The following is a 15,059-nucleotide window of genomic DNA, read 5'->3' on the forward strand; positions in this document are numbered from 1 at the left end:
AGATCCCAATATTGCCGCCTGAGGACAGTCGCCGTGCGACTGTTAAGTTTCGTTTACGGCTTGGTATCAGGAAATGGACTTCAGGGCCTTGGGGCGCTGAGTGATTCCGACGCAGCCCGGACGCTCCGCCTCCTTCGTTTTCAGAGCGACTGCCGATCGGCCGCGGCCAGCTCCGAGATGGTTCGGACATATCGCTGGGACACCGGCGCGGTCAGCCCGTTCCTGAGCTGGAGCCGCCCGACGCGGCCGGTCCGCTCGAAGCTCTCGATGGCGTCGGTCGCCACCCACCATGATCGATGCGACTGCGCCCCGGGCGTCGGCGCCGCGTCCTGGATGGCGTCGCCGAGCCTCATCAGGACCAGGACCGAGCCGCGATCCGTATGAACGCGGACATAGTGGTCCTCCATCTCGAGGCAAATGATCGGCGCTCGAAGAGCGGGCGGAAGTCTTTCCGCCAGGCGGCTGACGAGCGGCGCGACGCTCTCCGGGGCTTCGCCGCCCCGCACGGCTTCCTGTTCGGCGGTCGCGGGGGCTTCGGCCAGCGCGACGACGTCTCTTCGGTCGACTTCGCGCGGCGCCTCGCGTGCGACGGACGACGACCCCAGTATCCCGTCCGACAGAATGACCACGCCGGTGCAGACGAGCACGATCTGCCAGTACATCTCGATCAGTTCCGGCAGCGTGGCTCGCCAACCGAGCAGCGCGGTCGTGGCCGGCGCCACGACCAGAAGCATCGGAAGCGACGCGACGCCGATGAGACAGGCGCGCCTCGCCCAGAGCCCCGCGTTCCGATAGGCGCGCAGCGTCCGCAGCCCGTGTTCGACCAGGGCCGCCACGATGAACCAGCACGCCAGCAGCCCGGCCCAGTAGCCGAGCTTCGGCAGAAACTCCGACTCGTCCGTCCTGAACGGTCCGACATAGGCGAAGGCGAGGCCGAGGCCCAACGCCAGACCAAGCTCGCCGACCCGTTGGCGAAGCCACGATTCGACAGGAAATTTCGCGAATTCACGCATCGCGAACCAGCTCCCCCACTGAAATCTCAGCGCGATCACGAAGCATTCGGCGCAACGGCGAACGCGCTCTCGCGGATCGCCGTGGCGGCCGGTCATAGCTCTCCCCGTCGCGCCGGTCCGTTCGGCGGCGGGGAGAAAAAGCGTGATGGGAAATTTCCGGACGCAGGTCGGCATAGCGGCGATTTTGGCCAGCATCGGGGCGTCTTCGGTGAAGGGCGCGGATATTTACAACGAGAGCCCGCCCGACGCCGCTCTCGTCCCGAACGAGCGCGTGGTTTCCGCCTTTGTCGCGGCCGGCGCCGGCTTCGCGCCCGAATATGAAGGATCGGACAAATACAAGGTCGTCCCGTTCGCGTTCGCGAACCTGAAATGGCAGGGCGTCGAACTCCAGCTTCGCGGCCTGCAGGCGAGGATCGACGCGCTGGGCGACAGCGCGTGGGACATCGGGCCGGTCGTCAAATACCGCGGCAAGCGCGACGACGACGTCGACGGGCCGGTGAGACGGCTGGACGAGATCGACGCCGCGGTCGAGGTCGGCGGCTTCATCGGCTACAAGTTCGGCGGCGACGAGACCGGCCAGGGCGAGATCGGCCTCGAGGCGTCCCTCCTGCGCGACGTCGCGGACGCGCATGACGGGTTCGTGGCGATCGCCCAACTGTCCTACGCCGCGCTGAAATGGGGGCCGCTCTACGCCAATGTCGACGCGCAGACGACTTACGCCAGCAAAGAGTTCAACCGCACCTATTTCGGCGTGACCCAATCCGGATCCGTAGCTTCCGGACTTCGCGCCTATCGGCCGGGCGCCGGCTTCAAAGACGTCAGCGCGGGCCTGACGGTCGGCTACCAGATCAACGAGCGATGGGGCGTCCTCGGCCGCGCGAGCGTGACCCGCTATGTCGGCGACGCGGCGGACAGCCCGATCGTCAAGGATGGCTCGGAGACCGCAGGTCTTTTCGGTCTCGCGGTCTCGTACCGCTACTGACGTCCTCGCTGCGGCCGGCGCGGCCTTCGGCCGGCAGGCCCTCGGCTCGCGCGGAAAACCAATTTCAAGGATCGGGCGACGACGCGCCGTGCTTGCGTCCCCACGCGGCGCAATCGAGAGCCCGACCGCCGATGGCCGCCGTTTCGTCGGCGGCCATCGGTCCGGATTTGTGAAACCATGGGCTCAAGGGAGTCGATGGAATATGACATTTCCTTAGACTATGACGCTTGTGCGACAGAGCGCGAACGCGGCTGCGTCAAGTCTGGGAGCGACACGATCGAAGCGACGCATGACCATTCGACGGCGGCCGCCGGGGGCGAGGCCGCCCTTGGCGACAGCGGGTCCGATCACGAGATCGAGCTCAAATTCGTCGTGCCCGAAGGCGTGCTGAAGGGGCTTTCGGCGCGGCTCGCCGCGCTCGAGGGAGCGGCCAAGCGCGGCCGCGCCGCGCGGCTGGTCTCCGTCTATTTCGACACCGAGGACCATGCGCTTCAGGCCGCCGGCATCTCGTTCCGCATCCGCCGGCGCGGCAGGGGCCGCGTCCAGACCATCAAGAAGGACGCCGGCGGCGCCGGGCTCTACGACCGGCTGGAGCTCGAGCGCCCGGTCCGGAGCGAGGAGCCGAGCCTCACCAATGAGGAGAGCGCCGCGATCGCCGAGATGCTCGGCGGGCCGCTCTATCCCGACCATACGCTCGCGCCCATCTTCGTCACGACGGTCAAGCGCACGATCTTCGACGTCGCGCGCGGCGAGGCCGAGATCGAGATCGCGCTCGACGAGGGGATCGTCGAAGCCGCAGGGCGCAGCGCCTCGTTCCACGAGCTCGAGCTCGAGCTGAAGGCGGGCGACGCCGCGGCGCTGTTCGCGGTCGCGCGCGAGGCCGCCGGCGGAACGCCTTTCAGGCTCGGCGTGATGACCAAGTCGGCGCGCGGCTATGCGCTGCTCGAGGGCAAGGAGCGGAGCTCCTACAAGGAGCAGGACTCGCCGATCGTGTCCGGCATGGACGTCGAGGCTGCGTTCCGCGCAGTCGTGTCGGACTGCCTCGCGCAATACCGCCTCAACGAGGATCTGCTGCTCGACAAGCCGGGCTCGAAGGCGATCCATCGGGCGCGGGTCGGGCTCCGGCGGCTGCGCTCGGCCTTCACGCTGTTCAAGGCTGTGATCTCCGACCAGCGCTCGGAGGCGATCGCGGCCGAGGTCAAATGGCTCGCCGGCTCGCTCGGCGACGCCCGCGACCTCGACGTCTTTCGCGGGCGGCTGCCGGAGGGCGACGAGATTGGCGCCGAAGGCCTCGCGGCCCGCACGGAGGCGCATCGGCAGGACGCCTATCGCGAGGCGCTCGGCGCGATCCGCTCGACCCGCGCGCCGGCGCTGCTACTCGACCTGGTCGAATGGACCACGATCGGGGACTGGAGATCCAACCCCGAGACCGCCGAGGCGCGCGCCGCGCCGATCGAGCGCCTGGCCGCCGAGATCCTGGACAAGCGGCTGAAGAAGCTCCGGAAGTCCGGCCACGGCCTGTCGCATCTGTCGCCGGAGGAGCGCCACAAGGCCCGGATCGCCGCCAAGAAGCTGCGCTACGCCTGCGGCTTCTTCGGCGCGCTCTACGACGAGCGGGCGGCGAAGCGCCGCGACGCCTTCATCGAGCTGATGACCGACCTCCAGGACGAGCTCGGCGCGCTGAACGACATCGCGACCGCGCGCAAGCTCACCACGGGCCTCGCGCGCGAGGCGGGCGCGGAGCGCGACGGCGACGCGGCGTTCTCGGCCGGCCTGCTCGCGGGCAAGGCCGAGGCCGGCATCGACAAGCTGCTGCGCAAGGCCGAAAAGAGCCTCGACCGTCTCTGCGCCGCGAAGCCCTTCTGGCGTTGACGTCAGCTTTGGCGGCCCGGGCGCGCCGCGCTTGGGTTCGCGTCGGCGCCCGGACCCGACGTCAGCGCGACGTCCGCTCGAGCCGGTCGGTGACGAAGTAAAGCGCGTCCGGCGAGCGCGAGGCGACCAGCGTGACGTCGGTCGAGCGGCGCGCGCCCTCACGCTCGATCTCGACCCTCACCGTGAAGGCGATCGGCTTCTGCTCGAGCGTCAGGAACTCGGCGGCGTCCCCCAGCGCCTCCTCCAGCCCGTCCTCGGCGTCCTGCGGCGGGCGCGAGCGAAGCGTGGCGATCCGGTCGACCAGCGAGGAGCCGCCCGGCAGCGCGCGCAGCACCGCGGGCGAGGCGTCGAAGGCCGAAAGCTTGCCGGTCGGATTGTGCACGGTGACCACCGGGGCGAGCGCGCGAACCGCTTCGGAGGGGACGCCGAGGACATATTGCAGGTCGTCGACCTGTTCGAAGGGCGCGTTGGCGGGCTGGAGGGTCGGCCCTGCGGCCTTGTATTCCGCGGCTTCCGCCCCGCCGTTCTTCGACAGTTCGCTGTCCTCGTCGCGATAATCGATCACGCGCGCCGCGAAGGTCTCGGGCCGCATGCCGCCCGGCGCGCCAATCGACGACCAGAGGCCCGCGAGCAGCTCGGGCGAGGCGGCGTTGAGGTCGATCCGGCCGGCCTCGGAGCGCACATACAGCGTGACGACGCCGTCATTCATCCGGACCCGCTGGTTGTTCACGAGCGCCGCCGGCCGCCGCAGCATGAAGAGTTCATAACCGGCGAGCTCGATCCCGGAGCGGGTGAGCACGTCGGTCGAAAGCTCCTGCCGGACGGAGGCCGCGCCGATCACCGCGGTGCGCACCAGATAGGAGACCGCCGCGACCAGCCCGGAGAGCACGATCAGCGCGCCGAGCACCGAGACCAGGATGAAGCCCTCGCGGCCGCGGCGCGTCACTCCTGCTCTCCCGAGGCGCTGGGCTTCGTCGGTTGGGGCGTCTGGCCGGCTGCGGCCTGCGCCTTCTCGACCCGGCTGCAGAAGCTCTTCTGCGGCTCGGCGCAGCCGGGCTCGCCGTCGAGCAGCAGGGGCGTCCTGAGCGACCCCAGCAGCAGTCCGGTCGCCGGATCGGTGCGGTCGATGCGGACTGCGGCCGGCATCTGCAGCGGGTTGGCCCAGACGTCGACGATCACCTCGCCGCCGTTCGGCTGGCGCTCGACATAGGCGAAGCGCAGCCGCTCGGGCCCCGGCTCGATCCGCGCCACCGGGCCGAGCCTGACGGCGCCGGGACCGGTGGCGTTCGGCGGCAGCGCGCCCTCGGCGCGCAGCACCGCGCCGCTCGGATCGATCTGGTAGGCGACCAGGACGGGCGCCCGGAAACCGCTGGCCTGCTCGGGATTGAGCGCGAACAGCACGCGGTCCGGCGAACCCGAGAACACGAAGGGCCGGTTGCGCTGCGCCTCGCTCTGGCCGGGGCCGCCCTCTCCGCCTTCGGCCTCGTCCTGCCGCGCGCCCTGCGTCGGGCGCCGCCGTCCGTCGGGGTCCTCGTCGGCGCGTGGGGCGGGCTGCGCCGGCCCCCGGGCCGGGCCGCCCTGCAGCCCGGGCTCGGCCGCCCAGCGCCTGCGGCTCGCCAGCCGGATCTCGCCCGCGATCGTGGCCAGCGTGCGGCCCGTCACTTCCATGGTCTCGACGCTCGCGGCCGCCCGGTCGGCGGAGCGGCGGAGCAGCCCCATGAGGGAGAGCAGCGCGACCAGGATCAGCGCGCTGAGCGCGAACGCGCTGAGCGCCTCGATGAGCAGGAAGCCCTCCGACCCGCGACGCCGGGCCTCGCCGCGCATCGCTCAGAGCTCCTTGGCGAGGTGAATGGTCTCGACGACCAGCGGCCGGCCGCGGCCGTTCGCGACCATGACGGTGACGCGCAGCGTCCGCCAGCGCTGGGACGGCCCCTCGGACGCGCCGGCGGGTTCGTCACCCGCGTCGCGGGCGCCGGCCTGGCCCGTCGGCGTCGCCTCGCGCGCCGTGGCGCTGTTCGCGGGCGGCGGCGGGGCGGCCGGCAGCGGAACCACGACCGGCTCGGCCGTCACCCGCCAGGCGATCCCATCGGTCTCGCCATCCCTGACGCCCGGAACAGGCGCGAGCCTGTCGAGCTCGGTCTCGACGATCGAGCGGGCCACGGCCTCCGCAGCGATCGTCGACCGGGCGCGGTCGAGGCCGAGCCTCGCCGCCACGATGCCGCGCTGCGCGACCAGCATGACGGCGGCCAGCACGACCAGCGCCACCATGCTCTCGATCAGGGTGAAGCCGTCCCGGCCGCCCGCGCGCGTCATTGCAGGTCGCGCTCCGCGGCGCGGATCTCGACCGCCGAGGTCAGGCGGTCGACCTTGAGCGTCAGCGTGCGGCCGCCGCCGGCGTCGAGAGTCAGCCGGCCGCCGCTCGAGCGGCCGTCGGGGAAGAAGCGGAAGCCCGAGAACCGGTCAGCCGAGAGCCGCATCGCGATCCCGTCGGGCAACCCCACGGCCGTGCGGGCGGAGCCGGAGGCGATGCGCCGGCTCGAGAAATCGACCACGCTCGCGACCTCGCGGTTGACGCGCCGCGCGGCGTCGCGGTCGGCGCGCAGCAGCGCCGCTGTCTCGTAAGCCTTGGCGCGGAGCGCCGCGCCGCCGTCGATCGGCCGCGCCCGCGGCAGCGCGAGCGCGGCCACCAGCGCGATCAGCGCCATCGCCAGCATGACCTCGATCAGGACGAAGCCTTCGCGGCCGTTGCGCCGTGCGGGACTCAGCCGCTCTAGGCGGTCAGTCGCTGACGATGTCGGCGGCGTCACTTTCGCCTCCGCGCCGGCCGTCGGAGCCAAGGGAGGTGATCGCGTAGGCCTTGGTTCGCCCTGGCGTCCGGTATTCGTACTGGTTGCCCCACGGGTCCGCGGGAATCTGGCCCTGCTGGACATAGGGGCCGGCCCATTTGTCTTGGCCCGGAGGGGCCTTGACCAGCGACTGCAGACCCTCGGTCGTCGAGGGATAGCGGCCCATGTCGAGATAATAGAGGTCGAGCGCCGCCGAGAACGACTGCAACTGCAGCCGGGCCGCGCGCTCGCGCGAGCTCGACAGGTAGCTGAGCACGCGCGGGCCGACGAGGCCCATCACCAGGCTCAGGATCACCAGCACGACCAGCAGCTCCACGAGCGTGAAGCCCCCCGTTCTGTCGCGCGGCGCGCGGGCGGGCGGCGCGTCCCTCCGGTCCTCGTGTCTGTCGTCGGTCTTCGGGTCCGTCATGCGCAAGCCCTTACACAAGAAGATCGTTGATGCTCGTCAGCGCCGTCATGACAGAGACGATCAGCCAGGCCACCAGACAGGCGACCGCGATCATCATCACCGGACCGATGACCGCCACAAGACGCTTGAGGCTCGTTTCGAGCTTGGTCTCGTAAAAGCCGGCGATCCGCGCCGCGCTGTCGGGGAGCTTGCCGGCCTCCTCGCCGACGCGGAGCATCTGCGTGACATGCGCCGGAAGGAAGGCGCGGCGCGCCAGCGCTTCCGACAATCGCTGGCCCTGACGCACGTCCGCCATTGCAAGATCGATGGCGGCGGCCGCCGACGGCACCCGGACGATGTCGCGGATGAGGCGGAGCGCGATGGTGATCGGCACGCCGTTGGTGAGCAGGATCGAGAGCGTCCGGCAGAAGGTGACGGTCAGTTCGTGGGACAGAAGCGTCCGGGTCAGCGGCATGCGCGCAAGCCCACGCACGATCAGGTTGCCGCCGCGCCCGACCCGGCTCAGCACGAGCAGCAGCAGCAGGACGCCCGCGACCGACAGCACGATGACGTTGATGTTGTCGCGGAACCAGCGCGAGAGGTCGAACACGAAGGTGGTGGAGGGCGAGAGCTTCGACCGGAAGCCCTGCAGCGCGCCCTCGAATTGCGGGATCACGAACAGCAGCACGAAGGACATAACGCCAATGGCCGCGACCGCGAGGAAGCCCGGATAGGCGATCGCCGAGGTGAAGGACTTGCGCAGCCGCTCGTTGCGCTGGCGCTCCTGGGCGATGTCGGAGAGCGCCTCCTCGAGCCGCCCCGCGGTCTCCGCGACCGCGACGGTCTGGACATAAACCGGCGGGAACAGCCGCGGATGCAGCGCGAGCGCCTGGCTGAAGCTCTTGCCGCCGGCGATCTCGCCATGCAGCGCCTCGATCAGCTTCACCAGCCAGCGGCGGCTCTCCATCTCGGTCAGAATCGCGAGCGCCTGGTTGAGCGGCACGCCGCCCTTGAGCAGCATCGCGAGGTCGAGCGTGAAGCCGGTGATGTGCTCGGCGCTCGGCTCCGGCGTCAGCCGCTCGCGCCAGCTCCGCTTCGCCGCGCCGGCGGTCTCGGCCGCCGAGATCGGCGTGAAGCCCGAGCGGTTGAGCTCGGCCAGCACGTCGGCGCGCGAGGCGCCCTCCATGGCGCCCGAGACCATCTTGCCCGCCGGGTTGATGGCCCGGTACTCGAACGTCGCCATCGCGGGATCAGCCGACCGGCGCGCCGAGCCCGAGCGCCCAGACCGCGAGACAGGCGGGCGCGAGCAGCGCGCCGAGCGGCAGCCTGTCGGCGCGGCCGGCCCGGCGGACGAGGGCGACCGCGAGCCCGGCCATGCAGGCGGCCGCGAGCGCAAGCGCGAAGCCCGACGGCCCGACGAGAATTCCCGCGGCGGCCGCGAGCTTCACGTCGCCGAAGCCGAGCCCGTCATGGCCGCGCAGCCGATAGAACGCCTCGCGCGCCGCCCAGAGCGCGAGGCCGCAGATCGCGCCTTCGGCGAGCGCCCAGGCCGCGGTCTCGACGCTCACGCCGTCGCCCGCGAGCCGAGCGCCGAGCGCGATCGCCGCAAGCGCCGCAGAGGCGCCGTCCGGAATGACGAAATTGGTCACGTCGCGCCAGACGATCCAACCCACCGCAAGCGCGAGCGCGAGCGGCGCCAGGACGGGGCTCGAAGCCGGCGCCAGAACGAGGACCCCGGCGAGGCCAAGAGCCGCCGCGGCGCCGCCGGTCTCGAACCGGGCCTCGCGCGTCATGAAAGTCTACTTGCTGAAAGATGCGGGCACGGCGCCGCCGCTCGTGCTCGCCTTGTTCACCAGCAGCCGCGAGCGGAACTCCTCGGCGACCGACTGCGCGTCCTCGCCCGTGCGGATCACGGTCGGGCGGATGAACACCACGAGCTCGGTGCGGTCCTGGGTCCGGTCGCGCTGGCTGAACAGGCCGCCGACGCCCGGCAGGTCGCCGAGCAGCGGGATGCCGTTCTTGCCCTTGGCGTCGCGCTTGCTGATCAGGCCCGCGAGCAGCACGGTCTGACCGCTCGTGACCGAGATGTTGCTCGCGACGCGGCGCTTCGAGATGGTCGGCGTCAGGGTGTTGGCGCCGCCCGCGACCGCCGAGATCTCCTGCTCGATCTGCATCGTCACCGCGTCGTTGGAGCCGATGCGCGGGGTGACGTTGAGAATCACGCCGGTGTCGCGGAACTCGACGGAGTTGAGCACCGACGGGTTGTTGGGGTTGAGCTGGTTGGCGGTGCCGAGCGACTGGGTCTGGACCGGCACCTCGTCGCCGACCTGGAAGTTCGCGGGCTGGTTCTCGGCGACCACGAGCGAGGGCGAGGACAGCACCTCGACGTCGGTCACCCGATCGAGCGCCGAGATGATGACGTCCGCGTTGGTGTTGGCGCCGAGCAGCACGTTGAAGCCCGGGATCTGTTTCGCGAGCCTTCCGGCCGCGCCGCCGAACAGGCTGACCGAGCCGTTGTCGTTGCCGAGCCCGACGCTGTTCGACTTCACGAAATACTCGACCCCCTGACGCATTTCATCCTTGAGCGTCACCTCGGCGATCGTCGCCTGGATCGCGACCTGCAGGGGGGCGCTGTCGAGCTGGCGGAGCGCGGCGTGGATCTTCTGGTAGGTGTAGCCGTCGGCGTAGACCACGACCGCATTGTTGGCGGGGTCGGCGCTGATCAGCACGTTGGCGCGATCGCCGGCCGCCTGTGTGGTGAGGTCGATCGAGTCGCCGCCGCCGGACGCCGAAGAGTCCGAGCCTCCCGGGGTGGATTGGTCGAAATTCGGATTGTTGAAGGCCGACTGCGATCCCGACGAGCTCGGGCGGTTCTGCGACGATGACCCCGAGCTCGACCCGAAGCTCGAGCCGCTCGAACCGAAGCTCGACGAGGACCGCGACGACGAGGAGTCGGACGAATTGCTGTCGGAGGAGCCGAAGCCCGATCCCGACGCGCTCGCCGAGCGCTGGCCGGTGCTCGCGCTCTGGACCTGGCCGCCGTCGCCGCCGGCCCGGAACAGGCTCGTGACGATGCGCGCGAGCTCCTTGGCGTCGCGATACCGCGCCTTGTAGACGAACACGTTCTCGGAGCCGCTCGCCGTGTCGCGGTCGAGGCGCTTGACCCAGGTCTCGGCCCGCTTCAGCAGCGCCGGGTTCTTGGACACCACCATGACGGCGCGAAGCCGGCTGATCGGCTTGAACTGGATGACGCCGCCGGTCGCGCCCCGCTGCTGCTCGGAATCGAACACGCGGTTGAGCTCGGCCACGACCGCGTCGGGCTGGGCCTGGCGCACTTCGTAGATGCCGACCGCCTGGTTCTGCATCCAGTCGGCGTCGAACGACATGATGGTGTCGACCGCCTCCTGGCGCTTGGAGCCGGGACCGCGCACGACCATGGCGTTGCGCGCCGTGTCGACCCGCAGGCCGTCGTTCTCGGCCACGAAGCCCGCCACCAGCTTGCCCATGGTGGCGGCCGAGACATGGCGCAGCGGCACCACGGAGACGCCGTAGCTCGGCTGGGTCGCGAAGGGCGTGTCGACCACGCCGCCGCCCACCGCGGTCGGCGCGATGCGGTAACCGCCCGTCGACTTGGTCATCGAAAAGCCGTTTGCCGACAGCGAGGATTCGAGCGCCGCAAGCAGCTCCTGGCCGGTCATGGCGCGCGGCGACGAGATCGTGACCTTGCCCGAGACGTCCTCGGTCATGGTGTAGTTGAGCTTCAGCGTCTCGCCGAGCACCGCCTGCACGACCTCGCGCACGTCGGCGTTCTCGAAATTGAGCCGGTAGCTCGCGTTTGTCCCAGACGGCGCTCCGCCGCCTTCGTCGAGGCTTTCCTCGCCCACGAAGGCCATGCGCTGCAGCTTCGCGCCGTCGGAAGCCGGCCCGTCGGTCGCAACCATGCTCGAGGCCGAGTTCGAAACCGACATGGCGAGCGCGCCGTCCTTCTCGGGGCGCGGCTTCTTGGCCGAGAGATCGGTGAACAGCCCCGTGTTCATCAGCGAGGACCGCTGTCCGCCGTCATCCGTCGCCGAGCAGCCGACAAGCGCGGACAGACAGACGCCGATAGCCAGAACGCGCATCGCAACCATCACGATCACCCCGATCGAACGAGGCCCTAAACCTCGCCGTCTCATTCATCGCACGCGCCACGGAAAAGTCAAACCATCGCCGCGTCCGAGACTTGGAGGAAAGACTGCTTGCGCTCGACATAAGATCGTCATGAAAGCAATAGTTTGTTCATAAACAAGACATGTGGTTAAATAATGATTTCCAGCCTTTAATAAGTTGACAAGAGCCTAAATGGAACGACCGACTGTGTTTCGGCCACCGGCGCAAAAACCCGGTCGGCCGAGCCCGTGACGTTGGCGACGGGCGGGAGGGAGCGGCGCGGCGGCGGCGCTACGTGCGGACATCTGTTCGAATGACGATTCCGTTCGGAGCCGCCGCGGAGCCGGACGTGCCGCGCCCGTCTCGTTGAGCTTTGGCGGCAACACTTTGGCGTCGGTCGCCGACGCTTACTGGTCGCAAATCATCGGTTCACGAAGGTCGTCGCGATCGGGGGCCTACGGTTCGGCCGCCGCTCGCGGCGTTGCGACCAGCAGGTGAAATATACCTCGTCCGATTACTTCCTCGGTCTAAGTTGACAGACGTCCTCCGACGGCGCTTGCTTTCTTCGGATCGGGCCAGGCCGCGAAGGGAAACCGCGGCGTCCCGTCCGTCTTCGCGTCCAGCGTTCTCGGGATCACCGGCCATCCGCCGAGCGGCAGCTCGCGTGGCGGGGCTGTTGCAGCCGCACGCGATCATGGCGGCACGCCCTGGCGTCAAGACGCGGAGGCCGGCTCAAGAAAACCCCGAAGAGGCATCAGATGACCATCTCGATCCGACACGCCCTGGCGGGCGTCGCATTTGGCGCGGTCGCGGCCATGGCGGGCGCAGGCCGCGCCGAAGCGGCCGACTGTCCCGTCACCCACGCCGAGCTGAAAGCCGCGCTCACCAAGGCCGACGACCAGGATTCGAGCGGCCTCGGCAACCATTATTGGGCCGTGGTCGTGGACCGCACCGGCGCGGTCTGCGCGGTCGCCTATTCGGGCGAGGGCGTCGACAGCCAGTGGCTGCTCTCCCGCCAGATCGCCGCCGCCAAGGCGTTCACGGCGAATGGTCTCAGCCTCGACGGCGGGCCGATCTCCACCGCCCAGCTCTACCCCTGGGTCCAGGGCAGCCCGTCGGGCGGCAACCCGCTGTTCGGCCTCGCGGCCGGCAACCCGCTCGACGGGGCGCTGGTCTATGACGGCAATTACTCGAAGTTCGGCACGCCCGACGATCCGCTGGTCGGCAAGCGCGTCGGCGGCACCATCACGTTCGGGGGCGGCGTCGGGCTCTACAGGGGCAAGAGCGCGATCGGCGGCCTCGGCCTGTCGGGCGACACCGCCTGCGCCGACCATTCGACCGCCTGGCGCACCCGTTCCCGGCTGAAGCTCGCGCCGTCGGAAGGCAACGACCGGCTGACCTTCGACAACAAGGGCGGCCATCCGCACTGCCCGAACGACGCCGACACGCAGGGCGTGAACGTCCCCACCGGCTGACCCCGCCGGCGCGCGCCGAAACCTTCGGCGCGCGCCGGTTTGGCCTCGCGAGCCTTCGCGACTATGCTCCGCGGCCGGACCAACATGCGGCCGAGCCGCCGCCCCCGCGAGCCATGAACGCACCCACCCACCCTTCCGAACTCGCGGGCCATCTGACGCGCCTCGGGCTGTTGCTCGACGCGCCCCCGCCGCCGCCCGCCCGGCCCGCCGGCGACGCGCACGAGCCCGGCGAGGCCGAGGCGCTGTGGCGCGCGGGCGCGGTCGCGGCCCCCGACCTCGCAGACGCGCTCGCCGCCCTGCATGGAGCGCCGCGCGCGAGCTTCGCCGAAATCGCCGAGGCGCAGCCGCGGATGGAGGGCCTGTCGCGCAGCTTCCTCCGCGACGCCTTCGCCTATCCGTTCGAGCTGGACGGCCGCATCGCGCTCGCAGTGGCCGACCCGTCGGACCGCGGAGGGCTCGCGGCCGTCAAGCTCGCGCTCGGCGCCGAGCCGCGCCTGGTCGTGGTCTCCTTCGAGGAAATCGACCTGCTGTTCGAGCAGGCCGCGCCGGATTCCGTCGGCCGTCCCGACGCCGCCGAGGCGGGCGCCGAGTCGTCCGACGACACCGTCGAGGCGCTGAAGGATCTGGCGCGCGGCGCGCCGGTGGTGCGGCTCGTCGACCAGCTCATGGAGCGGGCGATCGACCTCGGCGCGACCGACATCCACATCGAGACCGGCCGCGACGAGCTCCGCATCCGGCTGCGCGTCGACGGCCATCTGAGGACCGAGCAGACCGCCCCGAAGCAGATCGCCCCCGCGGTGATCTCGCGCGTGAAGATCCTCGCGAGCCTCGACATCGCCGAGCGCCGGCTGCCGCAGGACGGCCGCGCCAACGTGTTCATCGGCCGCAACGAGGCGGATCTGCGCGTCGCCACCATGCCGACCATGTATGGCGAGACCGCCGTGCTGCGCATCCTGCTTAAGGATTCGCGGCTGCTCGAATTCGAGCGCATCGGGCTCGCCGGCCGCGACCTGCAGGTCTTCAAGGGGCTGCTCGCCGAGCCGCACGGCATCGTCATCGTCACGGGCCCGACCGGCTCGGGCAAGACCACGACGCTCGCGACCGCGATGCAGCTGCTCAACGACCCGTCGCGCAAGATCGTGACGGTCGAGGACCCGATCGAGTACCAGATCCCGGGCGTCCACCAGACCCAGATCAAGCCCGCGATCGGGCTCGATTTCGCGCGGGCGCTGCGATCCTTCCTGCGCCACGACCCCGACATCATCATGGTCGGCGAGATGCGCGACCCCGAGACGGCCTCGATCGGCGCGCAGGCGGCGCTCACCGGCCATCTCGTGCTGACGACGCTGCACACCAACTCGGCGACCGACGCCGTGATCCGCCTCGCGGACATGGGCGTCGAGCCGTACCTGATCGCCGCGTCGCTGCGCGGCGTGCTCGGCCAACGGCTGGTCCGGCGGCTCTGCGACCGCTGCAAGCGGCCGGACCCGCGCGAGGACGAGGGCGCGCGGGCGCTCGCCGCCGAGCGCGGCTTCCGCATCGATCCGACCGCCCGCTTCCATGCGCCGCAGGGCTGCGCGGCCTGCGGACACACCGGCTATCGCGGCCGCGTCGGGGTGTTCGAGGCGATGCGCGTCGACGACGACCTGCGGCGCCTCATCCGCGAGAACCCGGACCCGACCGGGCTGCTGGCGTCGGCCCGCCGCTCGGGCCTCACCACCATGCTCGAGGACGGCGTGGCGAAGGCCGGCCGGGGCGTCACAACCATTTCCGAGGTTTTGCGTACGACGGGCTGAGACCGATTGACCGGCGGCCGCCGTCGGTTAAGGGTTCGGCCTCGCAGAGAGAGTTCAGGCGGATCGCATGTCGCTGTCGGGCGCGTTCGGAACGGCGGTCGACGATCTTGTGGCGCTCGCGACCCCGCTGGTCGCGCGCTCGAGCCGCGCTGCGCGTCTTGTCGCCGTCGCGGAAGGCGAGGCGCTTGCGCTCTACGAGATCCCGGCGAAGGGCGAGCCGCGCCGGCTGCCCCCCAACGCCAAGCGCCGCGGCGACGGCCCGGTCGAGCTCCGGCTGCCGGCCGGGGCGGTGCTGACCCGCAGGCTCACGCTGCCCGCCGCGGGCCGGGAATATCTCGATCCCATCATCGAGCACCGCCTGGAGCGGCTCGTGCCGTGGTCGCCGGACCGGGCGCTCTACGGCTATCGCGTCGCGGGCGAGACCGATACGGGCGAACTGGACGTCGACTTCGCCGCGACATCGCGCGACATCGCCGAAAAGTGGCACGCGAAGGCCGAGGCCGCGGGCCTCTCGCCCACGGCGATCGGCGGGTCGGCC

13 protein-coding genes and 1 pseudogene are annotated in these 15,059 nt (G+C 70.5%); 5 read left to right on the forward strand and 9 right to left on the reverse strand.

Annotated features, from left to right (window positions below):
* Positions 1 to 140 precede the first annotated feature (140 nt).
* Complete coding sequence (locus tag EK403_RS17155) at positions 141 to 1,013, reverse strand: LytTR family DNA-binding domain-containing protein (protein WP_164919651.1); 873 nt, start codon at positions 1,011 to 1,013, stop codon at positions 141 to 143.
* A 145-nt stretch (positions 1,014 to 1,158) separates the two neighbouring features.
* On the opposite strand from EK403_RS17155, the gene EK403_RS17160 reads away from it, so the two are divergent.
* Both EK403_RS17160 and EK403_RS17165 read left to right on the forward strand, forming a co-directional pair.
* Entirely contained in the window at positions 1,159 to 1,995 is an 837-nt protein-coding gene (locus EK403_RS17160) for a MipA/OmpV family protein (protein ID WP_128778692.1), read from the forward strand.
* Between the two features lie 195 nt (positions 1,996 to 2,190).
* Positions 2,191 to 3,867 (forward strand): CYTH and CHAD domain-containing protein, encoded by a 1,677-nt coding sequence (locus tag EK403_RS17165; RefSeq protein ID WP_164919653.1) that lies wholly within the window; start codon positions 2,191 to 2,193, stop codon positions 3,865 to 3,867.
* A 61-nt stretch (positions 3,868 to 3,928) separates the two neighbouring features.
* Here the strand turns inward: EK403_RS17165 and EK403_RS17170 are convergent, their stop codons facing one another.
* From EK403_RS17170 to gspD, 8 genes are read right to left on the reverse strand one after another with little or no spacing between them, the layout of a single operon-like run.
* A complete protein-coding gene (locus EK403_RS17170) occupies positions 3,929 to 4,813 on the reverse strand; it encodes a type II secretion system minor pseudopilin (RefSeq protein WP_128778694.1) in 885 nt (294 codons plus the stop codon).
* Positions 4,810 to 5,691: a PulJ/GspJ family protein gene (locus EK403_RS17175; protein WP_128778695.1), complete on the reverse strand. Its 882-nt coding sequence runs from the start codon at positions 5,689 to 5,691 to the stop codon at positions 4,810 to 4,812. The genes EK403_RS17170 and EK403_RS17175 overlap by 4 nt, the downstream gene beginning before the upstream one ends.
* A 3-nt stretch (positions 5,692 to 5,694) precedes the next feature.
* Positions 5,695 to 6,180, reverse strand: a complete 486-nt coding sequence (locus EK403_RS17180) for a PulJ/GspJ family protein (RefSeq protein ID WP_128778696.1) — start codon at positions 6,178 to 6,180, stop codon at positions 5,695 to 5,697.
* A complete protein-coding gene (locus EK403_RS17185) occupies positions 6,177 to 6,674 on the reverse strand; it encodes a prepilin-type N-terminal cleavage/methylation domain-containing protein (protein ID WP_245479760.1) in 498 nt (165 codons plus the stop codon). Before EK403_RS17185 ends, EK403_RS17180 begins: the two co-directional genes overlap by 4 nt.
* Positions 6,646 to 7,122 carry a type II secretion system major pseudopilin GspG gene (gspG, locus tag EK403_RS17190; protein ID WP_128778697.1) on the reverse strand — a complete coding sequence of 159 codons (477 nt, stop codon included), beginning with the start codon at positions 7,120 to 7,122 and terminating at the stop codon, positions 6,646 to 6,648. Before gspG ends, EK403_RS17185 begins: the two co-directional genes overlap by 29 nt.
* A 10-nt stretch (positions 7,123 to 7,132) precedes the next feature.
* Entirely contained in the window at positions 7,133 to 8,344 is a 1,212-nt protein-coding gene (locus EK403_RS17195; RefSeq protein ID WP_128778698.1) for a type II secretion system F family protein, read from the reverse strand.
* Positions 8,345 to 8,351: 7 nt separating this feature from the next.
* Entirely contained in the window at positions 8,352 to 8,894 is a 543-nt protein-coding gene (locus tag EK403_RS17200; protein WP_128778699.1) for a prepilin peptidase, read from the reverse strand.
* A 6-nt stretch (positions 8,895 to 8,900) separates the two neighbouring features.
* Positions 8,901 to 11,222 (reverse strand): type II secretion system secretin GspD, encoded by a 2,322-nt coding sequence (gene gspD, locus EK403_RS17205; protein WP_245479761.1) that lies wholly within the window; start codon positions 11,220 to 11,222, stop codon positions 8,901 to 8,903.
* Positions 11,223 to 12,008: 786 nt separating this feature from the next.
* Between gspD and EK403_RS17210 the strand changes: the two genes are divergently transcribed.
* The 3 genes and pseudogenes from EK403_RS17210 to EK403_RS22485 form a co-directional block, all read left to right on the forward strand.
* Positions 12,009 to 12,725: a heme-binding protein gene (locus EK403_RS17210; RefSeq protein ID WP_128778701.1), complete on the forward strand. Its 717-nt coding sequence runs from the start codon at positions 12,009 to 12,011 to the stop codon at positions 12,723 to 12,725.
* A 113-nt stretch (positions 12,726 to 12,838) separates the two neighbouring features.
* Positions 12,839 to 14,521, forward strand: a complete 1,683-nt coding sequence (locus EK403_RS17215) for a GspE/PulE family protein (protein WP_128778702.1) — start codon at positions 12,839 to 12,841, stop codon at positions 14,519 to 14,521.
* A 67-nt stretch (positions 14,522 to 14,588) separates the two neighbouring features.
* Positions 14,589 to 15,059, forward strand: a pseudogene (locus EK403_RS22485) (pilus assembly protein PilM); the annotation flags it as partial.

The sequence above is a fragment of the Hansschlegelia zhihuaiae genome, assembly GCF_004103825.1.
In the GTDB taxonomy this organism is placed as follows: domain Bacteria; phylum Pseudomonadota; class Alphaproteobacteria; order Rhizobiales; family Methylopilaceae; genus Methylopila; species Methylopila zhihuaiae.

Excerpts from the sequence above, each read along its gene's own strand:
- EK403_RS17195 (WP_128778698.1), bottom strand. The coding sequence starts at position 8,344 with ATGGCGACGTTCGAGTACCGGGCCATCAACCCGGCGGGCAAGATGGTC.
- EK403_RS17210 (WP_128778701.1), top strand. The coding sequence starts at position 12,009 with ATGACCATCTCGATCCGACACGCCCTGGCGGGCGTCGCATTTGGCGCG.
- EK403_RS17200 (WP_128778699.1), bottom strand. The coding sequence starts at position 8,894 with ATGACGCGCGAGGCCCGGTTCGAGACCGGCGGCGCCGCGGCGGCTCTT.
- EK403_RS17160 (WP_128778692.1), top strand. The coding sequence starts at position 1,159 with ATGGGAAATTTCCGGACGCAGGTCGGCATAGCGGCGATTTTGGCCAGC.
- EK403_RS17175 (WP_128778695.1), bottom strand. The coding sequence starts at position 5,691 with ATGCGCGGCGAGGCCCGGCGTCGCGGGTCGGAGGGCTTCCTGCTCATC.
- EK403_RS17215 (WP_128778702.1), top strand. The coding sequence starts at position 12,839 with ATGAACGCACCCACCCACCCTTCCGAACTCGCGGGCCATCTGACGCGC.
- gspG (WP_128778697.1), bottom strand. The coding sequence starts at position 7,122 with ATGACGGACCCGAAGACCGACGACAGACACGAGGACCGGAGGGACGCG.
- gspD (WP_245479761.1), bottom strand. The coding sequence starts at position 11,222 with ATGCGCGTTCTGGCTATCGGCGTCTGTCTGTCCGCGCTTGTCGGCTGC.
- EK403_RS17165 (WP_164919653.1), top strand. The coding sequence starts at position 2,191 with ATGGAATATGACATTTCCTTAGACTATGACGCTTGTGCGACAGAGCGC.
- EK403_RS17155 (WP_164919651.1), bottom strand. The coding sequence starts at position 1,013 with ATGCGTGAATTCGCGAAATTTCCTGTCGAATCGTGGCTTCGCCAACGG.
- EK403_RS17180 (WP_128778696.1), bottom strand. The coding sequence starts at position 6,180 with ATGACGCGCGCGGGCGGCCGGGACGGCTTCACCCTGATCGAGAGCATG.